Consider the following 16,429-nt stretch of genomic DNA (forward strand, 5'->3'; position numbering starts at 1 on the left):
GACGAGGGAACATGCCGACGCGTGCACCTTCTTTATTCCATCTTATGGATAATCAACAGGCGTGTTGTATATGAAAAAAATAAAAAGCCGTTTTATGAAATTCGGCTCCATAAAACGGCTTTTCGCTGTATAATTCAGTACGCAAATTTTAATTTCTTTCCCAGGTTATCCGACAGCCATGCGCATATTTTTCCCATAAACCTCCGTATGTATTGCTTCTTCTAGCTTATAAGCAGGAAAAGAAGGATAGCCGAACTCCATGATATCCCCGCAAGTTTCACAAATGTTTTCGGGCTTTTCTGATTCTGCTGTGCGCTGTTGAGTGTAACATACTGGACATTCCGTTCTCATAACAACCTCCGTTTAGCACATTTTCTGGAATCAAAATTACGATTCCTATTATCACATGGCGGACAAATGAAATTTGTCAAACGATAGGAGTATATTTCAAGTAAACGACTTCTATTTTTGTCGAATGTGTCAAAAGTGTGAACAATATACTGCATTAAATGTCCGCGGTTTGCAAAAGATAATACGAATCAAGATAAATACAGTAGAGGCCTGTCATTTATGCTGATCCCTTTTTTGAATTTTGGCGACTGGCTGAAAGCCGCGCAAACGCGGCTTTTTGTCGTAGTGTTGGCGACCTACCTTGCCTTTATGCGTTGAAACAATTGTTTGAGGTATACATACACATGGGAACAAAGCATCCAAAGTGTTGAACAACGTACTGGAATATTTGCTGGTTTTTGTCTCTCTTCGTTTATATGCCATTCCTCCTCCAAATTCGGACTGGAACCGTTCCCGGAATCCGGATTTGCTGTGCGTGTTCGTACTACATGTAGTATGCAGGGCATGTTATGGATGTTCCTGTTACTCATCCATACGCTTTATATTGTAAGGGCATTCAGCAACTTGGAGTGTTACAGGGAGATGCGAACGGTTTCTTTCATCCAGAGTCTTCTGTTACGAGAGCTGAGTTTGTCGGTGAATTAATCCGGCTTATTGGCGTGCGCCCGTCTGTACATCCGGTTATATTCGGGGAGTGTCTCAGGCGCTGATTGATGCCCAGCCGTTCCGGATAGGAGCGGCTGTTTTTCTTTTTGGGCACACTAGACGTATGGATTCTATAGAACGGAAAGGAGATGGACAGAATGAGTAAGGATGCACAAGCGGAATTTGAGACATGTGGAGAATGCGCAGCCCGCCTCCATCACTGGGTAGAGCAACATAAGAAATATACGTCAGAAGGAAAATGTGCAGAGTATATCCCGGCGTTGCGGTATGCGAATCAGGAGGCACTTGGTGTCTGTATTATTGGATACGATGGAGAAATAATTAAAGGAGGGGAGGCGGACATCGTATTTACTATGCAGAGCATCTCGAAAGTTATCAGCTTCATGACGGTATGCATGGCACGAGGGATTTCGTATACGCTAGAGCGTACAGATGTGGAGCCGACGGGTGATCCGTATAATTCGATTATGCGACTGGAATTGAAAAAGCCAGCCCGTCCTTTTAATCCGATGATTAACGCAGGTGCGATTACAGTTGCGTCTTTTCTCCCCGGTGGCACCAAAGAGGAAAAATTCGCTGCTTTGCTAGACACATTAGAGAAGCTGCTGGGGCGGCGTCCAACTGTCAATGAGAAAGTGTATACCTCGGAAAAAAAGACGGCTCATTATAATTTTGCGTTGGCTCATTTTCTTAAAGCAGGCGGATATCTTGAATGCGAGGTAGAGGATGCAATTGAAATTTATTTAAAACAGTGTGCAATTGAAGTAACGGTAGAAGATTTGGCGAAAATCGGTCTGGTGCTGGCCTGCGATGGTTTTCATCCGCTTACGAACAAACGGCTGCTGCCCCTAGAGATTGCGCGTTTGACCAAGGCCGTCATGCTGACATGCGGAATGTATAATGCGTCAGGCAAGTTTGCTGCTTTTGTAGGTGCGCCGTCAAAAAGCGGTGTTTCCGGTGGTATTATGACTGCCGTGCCGCCGCGTCAACATAAAGCTACCCCGTTTCATAACGGGTGCGGCATAGGTGTTTATAGTCCCGCAATTGACGAAGCAGGGAATAGTGCGGCGGGCGTCAAGTTGTTGCAGCATATATCGACGAAATGGGAGTTGAGTGTTTTTTAAGTCATACATTTGTACAGTCAGGAAAGTTTAATAATTATAATCCAGTAGTAAAAAGGAAATACTGTATATCTGATCGATTATGTACATAAGCGAACTGTATGTACTGCATCATTATATTAAAAGCGTGTTTCTATGCCGAAAAGGATGGTTGTATACATATGGAACAACGTACTCGCCCGATTATTCTTCTTATTATTGATTCTCTTATGCATCTTCCGTTGCAGGAAGCGATCCGACAGAAGCGAGTCCCTGCTTTACAGTTCCTCATGGAGCACGGACACTATATTCCGAATGTTGTAAGTTCATTCCCTACCATGTCTGTTACGATTGACAGCACTCTTCTAACCGGTACATATCCTGACGGACACCGGATACCCGGGCTTCTATGGTATAACCAGAAGGAAAGGCGCCTCGTAAACTATGGAAACGGAATGATTGAGATGTTGAAGACCGGCATTAAAGAGGTGCTGCATGATAGCTTGTATCGGTTAAACAATGAACACCTCAGCCAGGAAGTCAAAACGATTCATGAAGAGTTAGCCTTATATCATATGTCGTCCGCATCGATTAACGGCCTCGTGCATCGCGGCAGCTTTCTGCAACAATACAACATTCCGAAAATTGCCGTCTGGCTTAATTTTCTTCCACGCGAGTTACGGACACACGGCCCTTTTTTATTTTCATTTGGAGCATTGGCGCGAGTAGACGCCGAAAACCGTTATGGGTATTTGTGGAGGAAAGGCGGGTTTAACGATAAATTCGCTGCCCGGGAACTTGTATATATAATTAGACAGCAGGAGCTTCCGCCTTTTACGATTGCCTATCTTCCTGAAAATGATCATAGCGTCCATAAGAAAGGACCGATGGCGATTCAGGGCCTTGAAAAAGCAGACAGACAGCTACAGGAAATATTAAACGTATATCCGACATGGGAGAAGGCGCTTGATGAGGCAATCTGGGTAGTAATGGGGGACAGCGGTCAAACCTCGGTCGGGACAAGTCGCAGACAGGCATTAATTTATCTACTACCAATGCTGAGCAAGTATAAGATTACGAAGCTAGGAAAACGTGCGCAGGAATCCGAACAGGTTTTTTTATGTGTAAATGAGAGAATGGCGTACGTGTATGCTCTGCAGGATGATTTGCCGCTTTCGGAACTTGCCGCGCTTTTTCAGGAAGATGAACGCATCGATGTTATCGCCTGGCAGGAAGAAGACACGATTCAGGTGAGAGGAGGAGGAAAGGAAGGCAGACTCGCCTTTCGACCGAACGGTTCATACAAGGATGGCTATGGACAAGCATGGATGCTGGATGGGGATATGTCGCTTCTGGATATACGAGAAACAGAAGATGGGATTGAATATGGTGACTATCCTGATGCGTTTGCCCGCCTGTATGGTGCGCTGTATTCTCATGCCGGCCGTTATCTTGTTATTACAGCCCGGCCAGGCTGTGAATTTGTTGGCGAAAGCTCGCCTAATCATAAGGGAGGGGCAGCACATGGTTCGCTGCATAAAGAAGATTCATATGTTCCGATATTGATTTGTGGAACGGATAGCGCTCCTGAGCATTCACGTATTGTTGATATGAAAGACTGGATTTTGCGATTGTATAAGGAATGGTAGGATACGCTGTGAGAGGTAAAAATAATTGCAATATAACAGCGCAGGTAACCGGCCATGTTTGGTTACCTGCGCTGTTGTTGCATTTACAAAAGCGGTCTACACCCGGGTTCCCAGAAGGGCATCCACGCTGTCCCGAAATACTTTTGTATGATAATCGATATCTTCGACAGTCGTTTGCGAAGAGATAAGTGCCATATTATGAAATGGTGTCATAAGAATTCCGTGATTCAAGGCATATAGATGCATGTAGCGATCCAGTTCATAATCGACTGCAGCCGCTGCTTCACCGCCATTTTTTGGCGGGCTTTCGCGGAACCAATATTCGGTTCGGCAGCCTAGCCGTTTAACAATCCACGGGAGCCCCCTCTCTTGGATTACGGACTCTACACCTTCGCTAAACCGCTCAGCCAGTGCGATGTTGCGTTCATAAGCTTCCTGAGTCAATACATTCTCCAGCGTTGCCCGCATCGCGGCCATCGAGAGGGCGTTGCCTGCCAGGGTACCTCCGATGCCGCCGACATCCGCCCCTTCTACATCTATGGTACCGCGAATTCGTTCTGCCACTGCTTCACTAAAGCCATACACTGCTGTTGGAATGCCTCCGCCAATAGCCTTGCCTACAGTCAGCATATCCGGTGTAAGTCCGTATGCCCCGGTGTAGCCGCCAGGACCTGCGCTCATCGTATGGGTTTCGTCATAAATTAATAAGGTGCCGGTTTGGCGGGTTAGTTCCCGCAGCGCATCAAGAAAGCCCGGTTCTGGGTGGATAATGCCGATGTTCGTCATAACCGGCTCGGCAAGCACAGCGGCTACATCTCCGGGAGCCAGCGCCTTCTCCAATGCTTCGATATCGTTAAATTCAACGACTTTAGTTGTTTGAGCCGGATCTACCTGCGGCCCAATGTTTCCTTCACGACAAATTGTATGGCCTTCCTGGGCTGTAGCGAATGCTTCATCCACTGTTCCGTGATAGCAATAATTGAACACTAATACATATTGTCGCTTCGTAATATGGCGGGCCAGGCGGAGCGCAAATCGATTGGCATCGGTAGCGGAGATGGCCACCTGCCAATAAGGAAGACCGAAGCGGCGGTTCAGCTCTTCGCCTACCCATATAGCATCTTCAGTCGGAAGCATGAAGGTTACACCACGATCAATTCTGTCTTTTATTGCAGGTACCGCCCCTTTTGGCGCATGCCCTGTCATGGAGCCTGTGTCCCCCAGACAAAAATCAATGTAGCGGTGTCCGTCTACATCGGTGAAATGTGCTCCTTCTCCACTTTCAACAAAAATAGGAAAGCTCCCTGCCCATTTAACCATCCAATTCATCGGTACACCGTCAATAAAATTTGCTTTTGCTCTCTCAAACAGCGCTTTAGAACGGGGATGTGTTTCTTCAAAGCGCTTCAATTCTTCTTCAATTCGCTCCTGCAATCGCTTCCTGTCAATCATGACATCATCACTCCTCTTTGATTGTTGTCATATTGTAAACAGAGCAAAATGTATGCCAGTTTCCCTGTAATAAAAAAACCTTGAAAAACCAAGGCTTTTGCGACTATTATGCTGCTATATTTGTCAAAATTGACAATAAATCGTATTTCTTTGTCTAATATGTATTGCCAATAGTGATTTGTCATTTTTGATAATTGATTATCATTTTTGACAACTTATTGTTTTTCGATCCGAAGTTCCCGTATGCGACGGTAAAGGGTGGATTCGCTAATCCCCAGAAGTCGTGCTGCATCTCGTTTTCCTTGTAAAGAGTACCCAGTTTGTGCAAGACGGGTCTGGATGATTTCTTTTTCTACCGCTTCTAATTGCTTTTTCAGAGATAAGGAAGAGAACGGAGATTTTTGTGCCTGCCGCAAGCGTTTAGGGAGGGCATCAAGCGTAATGTTGTCTCCGTTTTCCATGTTTACTGCATATTCCACCGCATTTTCTAGTTCGCGTATGTTACCTGGCCAATCGTAGCATTTCAGGCAATCCAGTGCCTCTTCGGTAAATCCATAGATGCTTTTGTTGATGACACGCGTATACTTGTGCAGCGCATAATCTAGCAGGGGAAGAATATCTTCCTGCCGTTCTCTTAAAGGCGGGATATGAAGCGGAATAACATGCAGTCGAAAGTATAAATCTTCGCGAAATTCACCAGCTTCCATCATCTGTTCCAGATCTTGATGTGTAGCAGCAATTATACGCACATCAATAGGAATCGTTCTTTTGCCACCGATTCGTTCGATCTCCCGATGCTGGAGCACATGGAGGAGCTTAACCTGTAAATGAAAAGATAAATCTCCGATTTCGTCGAGGAAAAGCGTGCCCCCATTGGCCAGCTCGAACTTTCCAACCTTGCCTGTCCGGTTGGCTCCGGTAAAAGCCCCTGGTTCATAGCCAAATAGTTCGCTTTCCAGTAGCGTATCGGGAATGGCTCCGCAATTAACGGTAACAAAAGGATGCTCCTTACGGTCGCTTGCATAATGGATGGAGCGAGCAAACAATCCTTTGCCTGTGCCGCTTTCTCCTGTAATGAGTACAGTGGATTGGCTGCGAGCGACTTTGCTGGCTTGGTCCTTGACTTCCCGGATCGCTTTACTTGTTCCTAAAACCTCATGAAAAGAAGCGCCTTCTTCCTTTTCGGTCATGTCATATACTAACTTCTTGATATCAGCGATATCGCGAAGCGAGATGACGGCGCCAACTATTTCCCTCTGCTGATCGCCTACAGCTTCTTCTAATGGTTTGCTGAATATTGGCCGGATCGTTGTAAAAAAGTGAAATGTACCGCCCGTGTCTGTTTGATAAATTTCTTCCCGGTCTCTGTATTCTTCTCCTGTGCGTAAAACCTCACGTATTGAAGAGAAGGGTAAAATAGCAAAAATAGATGTTCCTATTGCTTCTTCTTTAGTTGTACCGATCAGCCTTGCTGCCGTTTCGTTACAAGCGGTCATATTTCCATACCGATCTACCGCAATAATCCCCTCACGAATGGTTTCAATAATAATTTTTAACTCGCCGGCCATCTTCGTTTCTGATACTTTACTGGCGAGCAGGACAGCCATCTGCCGTGAAAAGGCCAACAGGTTTTTTCTGTTAAGCAACAATGCGTGGCGTTGCTGCTCGGTAAAGGCCACTAGTCCGATAAGACCAATAATTTCCTCGTGAAGACGAATCGGGCAACAAACCTCAGCCAATTCACTCTCGCGTGCGGCGTACTGTGGATGGCTGGATGCATCTTCAATAATGTATTCTTCCCCTGTTCGGAGTGCTTGTCCGTAGGTATATTCGGAATCAAGATTCCCCTCTTCTTCTTTTTCCCCTATTTTTTCCTTATATCTTCCTGTACCGGCTACAATCGAGAGTTCTTCATCCACGATTTCGACGTCGATACCCAATACGGCTGTAATCGCTTCTGCAATTTCCTGTGCTGTGTTTCGTATTTCCGCTAATCTAGACATATTTCCCTCCGTATATTAACAAAAGCCTTTACTCATGAGAATGTTGTTGTAGAAGTGACCCGCTGTATAGGGATTGCATTTAATGCGATGTAGGATTGTTATTACGAAGAAGGCTGGGATAACCCCGGCCTTTTTGTAGTCATGATAAAGGATGGGGTTTATCCGTATATCCTTCTGTAATGTCTGCAGGAAGAAGGGAGACGGCGCGGATGATGGCATCCGGCTGTACGCTGTGAATGTGCCATCTTGCTTCTTCGAAATCACAAGCCGACACATTCTGATAGTAGACTACACCGTATATCGGACATTCGTATTCTACAGTATACATTTGGATTCTTTTGTTCATATCCATTGTCTCCTCCTCATATTCGATGAAGGGCTTCGTTAATCGGACTTCTATCATGATTATCGTTCCCCTTCCTTTAGAATACGAGACACAGAATCCAGCATTTTTTGTTTTGTCTCGGCTGAGATTCGTGGACTAACAGTAATAAATACATCTTCACCAATTTTGTGTGTTTCGTTTTCTAAAATGTGTTTAGGCTGGTACAGTGCACGTTGTGCCCCGATTTTCTCGATAGCATCAAGCGGTAAATCCAGCAGTTTTCCTTGGATAGAGGCTAGAGATTCCCCTGTGCGAGCCAGTGTAAGGATCGCACGCATGTAGTGGATGTGTTTGCCGGTATAGACGCGTTTGTTTCCGACAAGCTCCAGCGGAGGAAGGATACCGATTTGTGTATAATAGCGTACAGTACGTAGATTGATATCTTCTCCTTCCTCCTGCAACAGGGCGGTTAACTGCTTAGCAGTATACGTGTTCATCTTATCACCCTTTATGTACAGTTTAATATTTAAGTTACACTATAGTGTGTTATGTACAGTTTAGTGTAACAATCGTGATTTGTCAAACGCTTCGATTCTCCCGATAAAAGAATGAATTTCTCCTATTCGTTCCGCTATGCTTAGTAACAGAAGAAAAGGGGACGAAGGTATTTATTGCGTTTCCTGCCATGTTTCCCTCCGTCTCCTTTTGAACGAGACGTTTTATGTTCAGTTCAGCAAGGAAAAAAGCTTGTATGCGGATCATCGGATGTGGATATTCGCGTTCTTCCGTTCTTATCCATCTTATATTGCATTAAACACAAAAACACGCCGTACAAGAGGGTGTAATAGACGGCGGTTATTTGGACCGCATTTTTTTCTGGATTTCGTTGATTTGCTCCATGCTGATGCCGCTTTTCAATAGCATGGAAATCAAGGTTAACGGAGAACGGCTTGCTGCAAGCTGCTTGAATTGTTGTGCGTATTTGTTCAGTTCTGCTTCAGTGAAATTTTTTCCGGATGTCTTTCCCGCTTTTTTGAGGGTAGCTTTTATGGTCTTCTCATCTGTCCATTTGTCCTTTGGAATGTCTTTCACGATTTTAATAATCGCATTAATATCCATACTACATACACTCCTATACGATAGTGGGATACCATATAGTATGATTAAGGAAAGAGAAGGAAGACGGTACAAAGGTACAAGTTTCGCAGTTCTGTACAATATTTTTCATTATTGTCAAAAGAAATCGAGTTTTAATTTTCCGAATTATTGTTGAGTTGCGTTTTGAATTGTGTTATTCTATCAGCAGTCACCATTATGAAGTTTAAACTTCATAATGGTGATATTTAGAAGTTTGAAATTCATTCTGAAAGGATGAAATATTTGAACCTAAAAGAAATTATTCAAAAGGAATACAATCAGCTTTCTAAAGGCCAACAAAAAGTTGCCAAGTATTTATTAGAAAACCCCAGGGATTTCGCTGTTAAATTAGCAAGTGAAATAGGGGAGCAGGTTGGAGTAAGTGAAACAACTGTAATTCGATTTTGTTATTCTATGAAATTGTCAGGTTTTTCTGAACTGCAAAAAATGGTTCGTGAGCAGCTTCTTTTTATGAAGAGCAGTCTTGGACAGTATTTTTCCAGCAAGCTCGAGTTAGCTGAACAGCCTCATTTTTATGCAAAAGTCATGGAACAAGATTGTCAACATATACAGGAAACGATTACTAATATTGATGAAAATGATCTTGAACGGGTTATTGAACAATTAGTAAGCACAGATAGAATCTATGTTTTAGGATTAAGATCTTCTTTTTCTGCAGCCAATTGGCTGACATTTACGCTTGGCCTAGTTAGGGGGAATGTACAGCTTCTTCGCCCGGAAACAAACGATTTATTATCTACACTAAGTGAGATGAATCATCAATCAACCCTCATTGCGATTTCGTTTCATCGTTATTTAAAGGAGACGATCAAAGTTGCTCAAATAGCTAAGGAGCAGGGAGCTTTTGTGATTGGAATTACGGACTCTCCTCTTGCTCCGATTAGGGAATATGCCGATAGCATTTTTCAAATTTATTCATCTGAAAAATCGACCATCGATGCTGCTCCGGCTTTGTTTTCATTTTTGAATACCATTGTCGCTGGTGTTTCTATCAAGGATAAAGAGCAATTTGAAAAGCGAAAGGAACAATACGAAAAACTGAACGGAGATTACCTTTTTGTACAAGATGGGGGAAGAAAATATTGAAGGAATATATACAACAACTTAAACCGACGATTGCCTCAGTTTATGAATATTTACATGATCATCCAGAGATTAGCTGGAAGGAGTATAAGACAACTGAATATATTCAACATTTTTTACAGGAGCAAGGATTTACAGTACAAACTTTTGACGATTGTCCAGGTCTTGTTAGTGAGGTAGGAACAGGGGATTTCTGCATTGCTTTACGTACGGATATAGATGCTCTTTGGCAAGAGGTGGACGGTCGATTTCAAGCTAACCATTCTTGTGGACATGATGCACATATGACAATGGTTCTTGGTACGATGCTTCTTCTTCAAAAATTGAATGTTCTTACCGAGGGGAAGTTTAAATTCATCTTTCAGCCTGCTGAAGAAAAAGGAACGGGTGCTCTAAAGATGATTGAGAAGCATGTACTAGATGATGTGGATTTTTTATACGGGGTCCATCTTAGACCTATCCAAGAATTGCAGGATGGTCAAGCAGCACCCGCGATTTATCACGGAGCAGCCAAATTTTTGACAGGCGAAATCCATGGTGAAGATGCACATGGGGCACGACCGCATTTGGGACAAAATGCTATTGAAATTGGAGCATCTATTATTAATGAAATGAAAAGCATTCATTTAGATCCAATGGTTCCTTATACAGCTAAAATGACAAAGTTCCATGCCGGGAGTGAGTCGGGAAACATTATCCCAGGAAAAGCATCATTTAGCATCGATTTACGGGCACAAACAAACAAGGTCATGAATGAGCTTACCGAAAAAATCGAGACCATCGTTCAAAGCATGGAAAAACTTTACGGGGTTAAGGTGACCCTAGAAACAAAAGCAAGCGTGGCTGCAGCTGAGGTGAGTAAACAGGCTCAGCACTTTATGAGAAAAGCAATTATAGAGTCTTTAGATGAAGAGCGGCTAAAAGAACCTATTATCACTTCAGGGGGAGAGGATTTTCATTTTTATACGTTGAAAAATCCAGAGATTAAAGCAACGATGTTAGGATTAGGATGCGATTTGCAGCCTGGACTTCATCATCCAAAAATGACCTTTAATCGCCATGCTATATATACTGGTATCGAGATTCTAGCAAAAACAGTATTGAATACAATAGAAGCATATAAAAAGGGAGAGTTAGCATGAATTCAACAATTGAAACACATGTGCTAAACACCTATACCGATATGAAGTTAGTGCAAAAGCTCGAAAAAGATGTGTGGAACATGGAGCCAATACCTCTTCACCAAACGATTACGGCTTCTCAAAATGGTGGTCTTTTATTAGGAGCGTTTTTAGAAGGGGAAATGATCGGGTTTAGCTACAGTTTTCCTGGCTTTGGTAAAGGGCGAAGCTATTTATGCTCCCATATGCTTGGCATTCATCCAAGCCACCAGGAAAAAGGGGTTGGAGCTAAACTAAAACAAGCCCAGAAGGAAATTGCCCGTGAAATGGGATATGACTTGATTACATGGACGTATGATCCGCTTGAAACACGAAACGCCTATTTAAACTTATCAAAGTTACATGCGGTTTGCTCTACATATGTGGAAAATTGCTACGGGGAAATGGAAGATAGCTTAAATCGAGGGCTCCCTTCTGATCGCTTCAAAGTTGAATGGTGGATCAATAGTCCACATGTTTCTAAACAGCACGAAATTTCTATTGATCAAGCCCAACGTATTTTTCAATGGGAAACAACGAAAAATCATTTGCCGAAACTCATGAATATTGAGCAAGGCTTACATCGTATTGCCGTTATGGATAAACCTTTATTAGTGCCGGTACCAGCTAATTTTCAACAGGTAAAAAGTAAAGATAATAATCTTGCAATTGACTGGCGCTTTAAAACGAGGGACATTTTTCAAACATTATTTTCGCAGCAGTACGTTGCTGTTTCATTGCTAAAAAGCGACGAGCTTGTTCACTATTATGTATTAGTTAAGCAGCAAAACTTAGAGATTAATATATAAATCCCCATAAAAATTTTCTGAAAAACAAATCAAATAAACAAAAAGGCAGGAGAGAGAAATGATAATAAAAGAGGTTACATTGCGACATGTAAAAATGAAGATGAAAGCTCCGTTTACAACAAGTTTTGGAACGTTTCAAGATAAAGAGTTTCTCTTGCTTGAAGCAAAAGATGATAACGGCATGAGCGGATGGGGGGAATCAGTCGCATTCCATTCTCCTTGGTATAACGAGGAAACATTAAAGACAAATTGGCATATGCTAGAGGATTTTATCATTCCCAGCTTGCTAAATAAAGAAGTTGAACAACCTGAGGAAGTGTCCGAGATTCTCTCGTATATTCGGAAGAACAATATGGCGAAATCCACAATTGAAGGTGCTGTATGGGACTTATTTGCAAAACGAAAAGGAATTACACTTGCAGCAGCCCTCGGCGGAGAAAAGACAGAAATAGAAGTCGGGATTAGCATCGGTATCCAAAATACGATTGACGATCTTCTTCAATTGGTTGATGAGTATGTTAATGACGGATACAAACGAATGAAAATAAAAATAAAACCGGGCTGGGATGTTGAGGTTATGAGGGAGGTCCGCAAACACTTCCCTCATATTCCCCTGATGGCTGATGCCAATTCTGCTTACCGGCTAAAAGATATAGACCGATTAAAGGCGCTTGATGAATTCGATTTAATGATGATCGAACAACCTTTGGCTTCGGATGATATTGTTGATCATGCTCAATTGCAAAAGAAAATCTCAACTCCGATTTGCCTTGATGAGAGCATCCATTCCTATGAGGATGCCCGAAAAGCGATTGAATTGGGAAGCTGCAAAATTATTAATATAAAAATTGGCCGTGTTGGAGGATTAACAGAATCAAAACGAATTCATGATCTTTGCCAGCAGCACGGCATTCCGGTTTGGTGCGGCGGCATGCTTGAATCAGGTGTGGGAAGAGCTCATAATATTGCCTTAACGACACTAGCAAACTTTGTTATGCCTGGTGATACCGCGGGCTCCTCCCGTTATTGGGAGCAAGACATTATTGAACCTGAAGTAGTTGTTAAAAATGGAATGATCACGATTCCTGATAAACCAGGAATTGGGTATGAACCGAATCGCGAAATCATTCAACAATTTACAGCTTACGAAAAATCTTATTCCTAATAGAATCAAGGAAGGATAAAGGGAGCCAAGGCTTCCCTTATCTTTCTTCATCCATAATTGTCAAAAAATTTAAATTAATTAGGGGGAACTATGAAGAAAAGTATTCAAATTGCCGGGGCATTTATTGGACTGATTGTCGGGGCCGGATTTGCCTCAGGGCAGGAGATTTTGCAATTTTTCACAAGTTTTGGATTGATGAGTGTGGTTGGTACTTTCATCGCAATGGCTCTTTTCGCGTTTTTAGGAATGAATCTAACTCAACTTGGGAGCCGTTTGCAGACAAGTTCCCATAAAGATGTTATTTACTATATTTGTGGCCGCTACCTTGGTATAGTTGTTGATATCATTATTACGTTCTTTTTGTTTGGCGTCGCGGTTGTTATGTTGGCTGGGGCTGGTTCAATTTTTGAGCAGCAATTTGGAATCCCGAGTATTGTCGGGAATATTGTTATGACTTTATTGACTATTTTAACTGTATGTCTTAATATTCAAAAAGTTATTTCGATCATTGGACTTATCACGCCATTTTTACTTGTATTAGTCGTTATTATCGCTGGGTATTCTTTTGTTACGATGGATGTGAGCTTTTATGAATTGCAGCAAATAGCAGACAAACAAAATACGGCGGCTGCATCAAACTGGGGAGTAGGAGCATTATTATACGTTTCTTATAACATTGCTGCAGGTGCTGCCATGCTCACCGTGATGGGGGGAACAGTGAAAGATGAAAAAACGGCAGGCTTGGGAGGGATATTCGGCGGTATAGGGTTAGGTATCCTTATTTTACTTATTAATCTTGGAATGCTTGCAAAGCTAAACACAATAACAGGCGCAGATATGCCTATGCTTTTTTTAGCAAACGAAATTTCTCCTATATTCGGAATATTCATGTCTATTGTATTATTAGGCATGATCTATAATACCGCTGTAGGAATGCTTTATGCTTTCACAGCAAGAGTTGTAAAGCCGGAATTACCAAGATTTAAACTGTTTGTCGTTCTATTCGGTATCGCGGCATTTGGTGCCAGCTTCATTGGATTTATTAAATTAGTTGGAACCGTTTATCCTTTAGTAGGCTATCTTGGATTTACCCTCATGGCTGCCATCATTGTCGCTTGGTTTAGAGGTAAACAAAAAGCGAAAAATGCTATCACCGGAATAAATGCATAATCGATTTATCAAATCAGATGTATATAGAGTAGCTTGAATGATTCCCTGGCGAAAAGCAAACTTGAATATGTAAATCGAAAACCTCATTGACATCCAATGGGGTTTTACTTTTATTGGAAAGTGCGTTAAGGACTGGAGCAAGAATCCTGTCACCACTCCTTAACGGTTGTTAACGCTGCATAATATAGGATAATATCTAAATATATGTATATGTAACAGGCATATATTACCGAATAAAAACAGGAGAAATGGAATGAAAAAAATGAAGTTGTCTTTGCGACATTTAATTATATTTGTCGCCCTTTTATCAGTTGTTTTAACTCTCGTTGGTAGTCTATGGAGTGGCTATCACACAGGCAAACATACCCTTATTACCAATGCATTAGAAACCAATCGTGTGTATGCTCAAAAGCTTGCTGAAACCACAGATTTATTTTTAAAATCTACTCTTCAAACATTACAATTTAGCTCTACCGATATCGCACCTTTTATGCAAAAGGATGAACAAAAGCTTCTTGATGAGGCGAATCGTTTAAAAATGCAAAATAATACATTTAATTCTATCATTATTACAAATGCACAGGGAGAAATCTTAGCTACATCTCCACAATCCTTGCAAATAAAAGGTAAAATGTTGGTGTCCCCTGGTGGCCAACAAGCGTTAAAAGAGAAAAAGCCATTGATTTCCAAGCCGTACACTGCCATTACGGGAAGGCTTGTGATCTTTATTTCACATCCTATTTTTGATAAAAGGGGAAACTATCTTGGATTAGTAGGAGGAACGCTTTATTTAAAAGAATCAAACATACTATATGAATTGTTAGGTAAACATTTCTATCAAGATGGTTCCTATGTATATGTAGTAGATGGGGACGGACGTATCATTTATCATGAAAATCAACAGAGAGTTAACGATGTTGTAGTAGAAAATCCTGTTGTTCAAAAGCTTATACAAGGGAAAGGTGGAGCTGAACGGGTTATTAATACGAAAAACCAAGACATGATAGCTGGATATTCATATATTCCGATTGCTGATTGGGGAGTTGTGTCTCAGCGTCCAGCAGATAAGGCATTGGCACCTGCTACAGAGATGCTTAAAGATATGATACAAAAATCACTTCCTCTTTTATTTCTATCCCTGCTTCTTATCTGGTGGATTTCAAGAAAGATTGCCCAGCCTTTACATCAACTAGCGTATTATACCGAAAATAGTACTGAAAATAGTCAAGAGGAACACATAGAAAAAGTAGTAGCGTGGTATTATGAAGCGATTCAGTTAAAGAAGTCATTGCTCCATAGCTTGGTTTTTCTTCATGATAGGGTTAACTATTTTATGTATCAATCAACAACAGATCCGCTGACAAAACTAGCTAATCGTCGAACCATGGAGCAGCAAATGCAGAATTGGGCAGCAAACAACGTTCCTTTTTCGATTATTATATTGGATATTGACCATTTCAAGAGGGTGAATGATACATATGGTCACCCGATTGGAGATGAAGTTTTAAAATTTTTAGCGGAACAGATGAAAGAAGCTTCACGACAAACGGATATATGCTGTCGATTTGGGGGAGAAGAGTTTGTTATCCTCCTTCCACATACTGAAAAAACGGAGGCTTTTCATGTGGCTGAACGATTACGTATGAGCATGGAGTCGAGCATGAGTCCATGTGGTGAGGTTGTCACTATTTCAGTCGGGATCTCTTCTTACCCTGCTTGTACATCAGAAATAGCAAAGTTAATCGAACAGGCGGATGAATGTTTATATAACGCTAAAAAAAGTGGAAGAAATCGCACAATTGTTTTTGAACCAAGACATGAGTAGCTTTTTCTTTCGTACGCTATAAGAGGTGAATCTTGTAATCATTTCCTATATTTTTCGTAAGGGGAATGACTGCTACCGCTATCAATGGACATTAAAAAAGATGACTTCGAGTTAGTATCGAAGTCATCTTTTTAGTACATAGCGAAAGGTTTTTTAGAGTTTACTTTTAGGGTTACAGTGCATCTGTTTACTCATGCGGGTCTGGAATGACGAATGATACCGTTGTACCTTGGCCTGGTTTACTATGGATGGACAGACCTTGACCGTACATTTGTGTCAGACGTCGATTCGTATTAGACAGTCCAATGCCGTTTTTGTCTATCATCCTCAGATTCAGCAGCTGCTGAATCTTTTCTTGCTCCATGCCTTTGCCGTCGTCTTTTACTTCAAAAAGCGTGAAACCATCCTGACGGGTAATTCGGAGTTGGATTGTACCGCCCTCGACCTGGTTAAAGATGCCGTGCCTGACCGCATTTTCAATCAATGGCTGGATCGTAAGCGGAGGAAGAAGTA

At 42.0% G+C, this 16,429-nt stretch carries 17 protein-coding genes; 9 read left to right on the forward strand and 8 right to left on the reverse strand.

The window, feature by feature from the left end:
* Window positions 1-165: 165 nt before the first annotated feature.
* Together HMPREF0083_RS03730 and HMPREF0083_RS03735 are read right to left on the reverse strand one after the other, a co-directional pair.
* Window positions 166-351, reverse strand: a complete 186-nt coding sequence (locus HMPREF0083_RS03730; RefSeq protein ID WP_021619700.1) for a hypothetical protein — start codon at window positions 349-351, stop codon at window positions 166-168.
* A gap of 213 nt (window positions 352-564) precedes the next feature.
* Window positions 565-774, reverse strand: coding sequence for a hypothetical protein (locus HMPREF0083_RS03735; protein ID WP_040301391.1), 210 nt, complete (start codon window positions 772-774; stop codon window positions 565-567).
* A gap of 86 nt (window positions 775-860) precedes the next feature.
* Between HMPREF0083_RS03735 and HMPREF0083_RS03740 the strand changes: the two genes are divergently transcribed.
* The 3 genes from HMPREF0083_RS03740 to HMPREF0083_RS03750 all read left to right on the forward strand — a co-directional run bounded on the left by HMPREF0083_RS03740 (window position 861) and on the right by HMPREF0083_RS03750 (window position 3,766).
* Window positions 861-1,061: an S-layer homology domain-containing protein gene (locus HMPREF0083_RS03740; RefSeq protein WP_021619702.1), complete on the forward strand. Its 201-nt coding sequence runs from the start codon at window positions 861-863 to the stop codon at window positions 1,059-1,061.
* A 93-nt stretch (window positions 1,062-1,154) separates the two neighbouring features.
* Window positions 1,155-2,141, forward strand: coding sequence for a glutaminase (locus HMPREF0083_RS03745; RefSeq protein WP_040301392.1), 987 nt, complete (start codon window positions 1,155-1,157; stop codon window positions 2,139-2,141).
* Between the two features lie 158 nt (window positions 2,142-2,299).
* Window positions 2,300-3,766 (forward strand): alkaline phosphatase family protein, encoded by a 1,467-nt coding sequence (locus tag HMPREF0083_RS03750; protein ID WP_040301393.1) that lies wholly within the window; start codon window positions 2,300-2,302, stop codon window positions 3,764-3,766.
* Between the two features lie 96 nt (window positions 3,767-3,862).
* On the opposite strand, the gene HMPREF0083_RS03755 is transcribed toward HMPREF0083_RS03750, so the two are convergent.
* The 5 genes from HMPREF0083_RS03755 to HMPREF0083_RS03775 form a co-directional block, all read right to left on the reverse strand.
* The gene (locus tag HMPREF0083_RS03755; RefSeq protein WP_021619705.1) at window positions 3,863-5,218 is read right to left on the reverse strand and encodes an aspartate aminotransferase family protein; all 1,356 of its coding nucleotides are present in this window, start codon (window positions 5,216-5,218) and stop codon (window positions 3,863-3,865) included.
* Window positions 5,219-5,433: 215 nt separating this feature from the next.
* Window positions 5,434-7,221, reverse strand: coding sequence for a sigma-54-dependent Fis family transcriptional regulator (locus HMPREF0083_RS03760; protein ID WP_021619707.1), 1,788 nt, complete (start codon window positions 7,219-7,221; stop codon window positions 5,434-5,436).
* Between the two features lie 139 nt (window positions 7,222-7,360).
* On the reverse strand, window positions 7,361-7,624 hold the full coding sequence (locus HMPREF0083_RS03765; RefSeq protein ID WP_021619708.1) for a hypothetical protein: 264 nt from the start codon (window positions 7,622-7,624) through the stop codon (window positions 7,361-7,363).
* A 2-nt stretch (window positions 7,625-7,626) separates the two neighbouring features.
* The gene (locus tag HMPREF0083_RS03770) at window positions 7,627-8,043 is read right to left on the reverse strand and encodes a MerR family transcriptional regulator (protein ID WP_021619709.1); all 417 of its coding nucleotides are present in this window, start codon (window positions 8,041-8,043) and stop codon (window positions 7,627-7,629) included.
* A gap of 358 nt (window positions 8,044-8,401) precedes the next feature.
* Complete coding sequence (locus tag HMPREF0083_RS03775; RefSeq protein WP_021619711.1) at window positions 8,402-8,665, reverse strand: hypothetical protein; 264 nt, start codon at window positions 8,663-8,665, stop codon at window positions 8,402-8,404.
* A gap of 261 nt (window positions 8,666-8,926) precedes the next feature.
* On the opposite strand from HMPREF0083_RS03775, the gene HMPREF0083_RS03780 reads away from it, so the two are divergent.
* The 6 genes from HMPREF0083_RS03780 (at window position 8,927) to HMPREF0083_RS03805 (ending at window position 15,916) form a co-directional block, all read left to right on the forward strand.
* Window positions 8,927-9,790 (forward strand): MurR/RpiR family transcriptional regulator, encoded by an 864-nt coding sequence (locus tag HMPREF0083_RS03780; protein ID WP_040301394.1) that lies wholly within the window; start codon window positions 8,927-8,929, stop codon window positions 9,788-9,790.
* On the forward strand, window positions 9,787-10,929 hold the full coding sequence (locus tag HMPREF0083_RS03785; RefSeq protein WP_021619713.1) for a M20 peptidase aminoacylase family protein: 1,143 nt from the start codon (window positions 9,787-9,789) through the stop codon (window positions 10,927-10,929). The genes HMPREF0083_RS03780 and HMPREF0083_RS03785 overlap by 4 nt, the downstream gene beginning before the upstream one ends.
* On the forward strand, window positions 10,926-11,756 hold the full coding sequence (locus tag HMPREF0083_RS03790; protein ID WP_021619714.1) for a GNAT family N-acetyltransferase: 831 nt from the start codon (window positions 10,926-10,928) through the stop codon (window positions 11,754-11,756). The genes HMPREF0083_RS03785 and HMPREF0083_RS03790 overlap by 4 nt, the downstream gene beginning before the upstream one ends.
* 58 nt (window positions 11,757-11,814) lie before the next feature.
* Window positions 11,815-12,921 (forward strand): o-succinylbenzoate synthase, encoded by a 1,107-nt coding sequence (gene menC / locus HMPREF0083_RS03795; RefSeq protein ID WP_021619715.1) that lies wholly within the window; start codon window positions 11,815-11,817, stop codon window positions 12,919-12,921.
* A gap of 90 nt (window positions 12,922-13,011) precedes the next feature.
* Window positions 13,012-14,091, forward strand: coding sequence for a YkvI family membrane protein (locus HMPREF0083_RS03800; protein WP_021619716.1), 1,080 nt, complete (start codon window positions 13,012-13,014; stop codon window positions 14,089-14,091).
* 253 nt (window positions 14,092-14,344) lie between these two features.
* Window positions 14,345-15,916 carry a sensor domain-containing diguanylate cyclase gene (locus HMPREF0083_RS03805; protein WP_021619717.1) on the forward strand — a complete coding sequence of 524 codons (1,572 nt, stop codon included), beginning with the start codon at window positions 14,345-14,347 and terminating at the stop codon, window positions 15,914-15,916.
* Window positions 15,917-16,103: 187 nt separating this feature from the next.
* Here HMPREF0083_RS03805 and HMPREF0083_RS03810 read toward each other — a convergent pair.
* The coding region (locus HMPREF0083_RS03810) for a sensor histidine kinase (protein WP_021619718.1) at window positions 16,104-16,429 on the reverse strand (326 nt) is incomplete at its 5' end.

Source organism: Aneurinibacillus aneurinilyticus ATCC 12856 (assembly GCF_000466385.1).
Taxonomy (GTDB): Bacteria; Bacillota; Bacilli; order Aneurinibacillales; family Aneurinibacillaceae; genus Aneurinibacillus; species Aneurinibacillus aneurinilyticus.

Coding starts and splice junctions, on each gene's coding strand:
- HMPREF0083_RS03760 (WP_021619707.1), bottom strand. CDS start 7,221: ATGTCTAGATTAGCGGAAATACGAAACACAGCACAGGAAATTGCAGAA.
- HMPREF0083_RS03735 (WP_040301391.1), bottom strand. CDS start 774: ATGGCATATAAACGAAGAGAGACAAAAACCAGCAAATATTCCAGTACG.
- HMPREF0083_RS03730 (WP_021619700.1), bottom strand. CDS start 351: ATGAGAACGGAATGTCCAGTATGTTACACTCAACAGCGCACAGCAGAA.
- HMPREF0083_RS03775 (WP_021619711.1), bottom strand. CDS start 8,665: ATGGATATTAATGCGATTATTAAAATCGTGAAAGACATTCCAAAGGAC.
- HMPREF0083_RS03750 (WP_040301393.1), top strand. CDS start 2,300: ATGGAACAACGTACTCGCCCGATTATTCTTCTTATTATTGATTCTCTT.
- HMPREF0083_RS03740 (WP_021619702.1), top strand. CDS start 861: ATGGATGTTCCTGTTACTCATCCATACGCTTTATATTGTAAGGGCATT.
- HMPREF0083_RS03790 (WP_021619714.1), top strand. CDS start 10,926: ATGAATTCAACAATTGAAACACATGTGCTAAACACCTATACCGATATG.
- HMPREF0083_RS03800 (WP_021619716.1), top strand. CDS start 13,012: ATGAAGAAAAGTATTCAAATTGCCGGGGCATTTATTGGACTGATTGTC.
- menC (WP_021619715.1), top strand. CDS start 11,815: ATGATAATAAAAGAGGTTACATTGCGACATGTAAAAATGAAGATGAAA.
- HMPREF0083_RS03755 (WP_021619705.1), bottom strand. CDS start 5,218: ATGATTGACAGGAAGCGATTGCAGGAGCGAATTGAAGAAGAATTGAAG.
- HMPREF0083_RS03765 (WP_021619708.1), bottom strand. CDS start 7,624: ATGATAGAAGTCCGATTAACGAAGCCCTTCATCGAATATGAGGAGGAG.
- HMPREF0083_RS03745 (WP_040301392.1), top strand. CDS start 1,155: ATGAGTAAGGATGCACAAGCGGAATTTGAGACATGTGGAGAATGCGCA.
- HMPREF0083_RS03805 (WP_021619717.1), top strand. CDS start 14,345: ATGAAAAAAATGAAGTTGTCTTTGCGACATTTAATTATATTTGTCGCC.
- HMPREF0083_RS03770 (WP_021619709.1), bottom strand. CDS start 8,043: ATGAACACGTATACTGCTAAGCAGTTAACCGCCCTGTTGCAGGAGGAA.